Source organism: Henriciella sp. (assembly GCF_049649345.1).
Lineage (GTDB): Bacteria > Pseudomonadota > Alphaproteobacteria > Caulobacterales > Hyphomonadaceae > Henriciella.
This window is the reverse complement of sequence record NZ_JBARZC010000336.1, coordinates 1-2,220: the sequence shown is the minus strand read 5'-3', so window position 1 is coordinate 2,220 and position 2,220 is coordinate 1. Positions and strand designations below refer to the sequence as shown.

Genomic DNA, 2,220 nt, shown 5'->3' with positions numbered 1-2,220 from the left:
ACACCCTCCTCGTCGCGTGCGGCGACGGTCATGCCATGCGCCTGCTCACCCTTCAGAAGCCCGGCTCTCGCGCCATGGACGCAGACGATTTCCTGCGCGGCAACAAGATCGAGGCCCGGAGCCAGTTCGGATGAAGGATATCTGGATCCGCCCGGCCTGTCCTGACGACGCCGAAGACATCGGCGCCCTCAACGATGCGGCCTTCGGCACGCCGGACGAAGCGAAGATCGTTGCCCGGCTCGCCGAAGATGGCGACAGCCTCGCGTCTCTCATCGCCCATAATGACCGCGAGATACTGGGCCACATCCAGTTCTTCCGCATTCTGATCAATGGTAATGACATTGGCGCAGGTCTCGGCCCAATGAGCGTCGTGCCCGAACGCCAGAAATCCGGCATAGGCCGTGGACTGATAAAGCTCGGCATGACGATGATGGAAGGTCAGGGACGCCAGCTCGTCTTCGTGCTCGGCCATCCTGACTATTATCCGAAATTCGGCTTCAGCCCGGGCGTCGCCGCCCGCTATGAGGCCCCTTGGTCTGGCCCGGCCTTCATGGGCATCGAGCTCAGTCCCGCCGCTCCCCGTACCGGCACGCTGACCTATCCCGGAGCCTTCGGGGCGCCCGCATGAGCCAGCGCGTCCGCCTTCTCGTCGAATATGATGGCCGCCCCTATGCCGGCTGGCAGCGCCAGGACGATCTTGCCACAGTGCAGGGCGTGCTGGAGCGCGCCGCCGAAGCGCTCGATGGCGCGCCCGTCATTGTTCAGGGCGCAGGCCGCACCGATGCGGGCGTCCACGCCACCGGACAGGTCGCCCATCTCGATCTCGCCAAGCCGCGCCCCATCCGCAAGATTGCTGACGCGCTGAACCATCATTTGCGCCCCGATCCGGTCTCTGTGCTGAAGGCCGCCGAAGTCGGCGAGGATTTCCATGCGCGCTTCGAAGCCACGGGCCGGGCCTATCGCTACATCATCATGACGCGGCGCGCGCATCTGACCTTCGACAAGGGCCTGATCTGGCGCGTTCCCGTACCGCTGGATGTTGCGAAGATGCAGGCAGCCGCCTCACACCTCATCGGCCAGCACGACTTTTCCACGTTCCGCGATGCCGGCTGTCAGGCCAAGACGCCGGTCAAGACGCTCGACACGCTGGATGTGACGGGATTTTCCAACCGGATCGAGATTACCGCCACGGCGCGCAGCTTCCTTCATCGGCAAGTGCGGTCGATTGTCGGCAGCCTGGTCGAGGTCGGCCGCGGCATGCAGGAGCCCGGCTGGATGAAGGACATCCTCGAAGCGCGCGACCGCACCACTTGCGGCCCTGTCGCGCCGGCGGACGGGCTCTATCTTGAGCGTGTCGATTATGCCGATCATCCGTGGCCGGACGAATGAGATCATGAGAGACCGGCGCCGCATCGTCATCTCTGGCTGCTCTTCGGGCGGCAAATCCACGCTCCTGTCAGAACTCGCCGGCCGCGGCTTTCCCACGGTCGAGGAGCCGGGGCGCAATATCGTCCGCGAGGCACTGGAGACCGGGTCCGACGCTCTGCCCTGGGTCAATCCGGAAGCCTTCGTGGCAAAAGCCATCGACCATGCCGCCGCCAGTCTTGCGCGCGTTCGACACTTGGATGCCCCGGTCTTCTTCGACCGCTCGGCGATAGACGCGCTCGCCCATTTCGAGCGGCTGTCAATCACGCCCGCGCCAGACCTGAAAGCGAGGGGCGAGGCCTGTCTCTACTCCCGCCCCGTCTTCTTCGCCCCGCCCTGGCCGGAACTTTACCAGCAGGACGACGAACGCCCGCTACCCTTCGAAGACGCCGTTCGCGAATATCACTGGCTCCGCATCGCCTATCCGAAGCGCGGCTACGTTCTGATCGATTTGCCGAAGGTCAGCGTAGAGGCGCGGGCTGGCTTTGTATTGCAGTGCCTTGGGCTTTAAAACACAGCCTCATGGTGAGCGAAGTCGAACCACGGGGCGAGCCACAGAAAGCGCCGCTCTGGTCCGTCGACTTCGCTCAGGATGAGGGCTCCGATGCATGTGGCAGAGCGGAAACCCGCTTCTCCATCGCCCAGTTATGGATCGCGACGCCATCCACCTCCAGCTCACGGCGATGCAGCACATCAAACCCAGCCTTCGCAAAAGCTGATTTCGCCGCCTCGCTGGCCTCGGTATAGAGCCGCGTCGTCCCCTGTGCGCGCGCCTGGTCTTCAACGGCGGCGAGC

The 2,220-nt window shown here is 64.4% G+C and carries 3 protein-coding genes and 2 pseudogenes; 4 read left to right on the top strand and 1 reads right to left on the bottom strand.

Features of this window, described 5'->3' with window-relative positions; genetic code table 11:
* From WA989_RS09145 to WA989_RS09130, 4 genes and pseudogenes are all read left to right on the top strand, one after another.
* A pseudogene (locus WA989_RS09145) lies at window positions 1-134 on the top strand (methionyl-tRNA formyltransferase); the annotation flags it as partial.
* The gene (locus tag WA989_RS09140) at window positions 131-628 is read left to right on the top strand and encodes a GNAT family N-acetyltransferase (RefSeq protein ID WP_424340191.1); all 498 of its coding nucleotides are present in this window, start codon (window positions 131-133) and stop codon (window positions 626-628) included. The pseudogene WA989_RS09145 and the gene WA989_RS09140, both read left to right, overlap by 4 nt.
* A complete protein-coding gene (truA, locus tag WA989_RS09135) occupies window positions 625-1,389 on the top strand; it encodes a tRNA pseudouridine(38-40) synthase TruA (protein ID WP_424340190.1) in 765 nt (254 codons plus the stop codon). Before WA989_RS09140 ends, truA begins: the two co-directional genes overlap by 4 nt.
* Window positions 1,352-1,936, top strand: a complete 585-nt coding sequence (locus WA989_RS09130; RefSeq protein ID WP_424340192.1) for an AAA family ATPase — start codon at window positions 1,352-1,354, stop codon at window positions 1,934-1,936. The genes truA and WA989_RS09130 overlap by 38 nt, the downstream gene beginning before the upstream one ends.
* A gap of 76 nt (window positions 1,937-2,012) precedes the next feature.
* Here the strand turns inward: WA989_RS09130 and WA989_RS09125 are convergent.
* Window positions 2,013-2,220, bottom strand: a pseudogene (locus WA989_RS09125) (hypothetical protein); the annotation flags it as partial.

Bases quoted from the DNA above. Each gene is read 5' to 3' on its own strand.
- WA989_RS09140 (WP_424340191.1), top strand. From the start codon at position 131: ATGAAGGATATCTGGATCCGCCCGGCCTGTCCTGACGACGCCGAAGAC.
- truA (WP_424340190.1), top strand. From the start codon at position 625: ATGAGCCAGCGCGTCCGCCTTCTCGTCGAATATGATGGCCGCCCCTAT.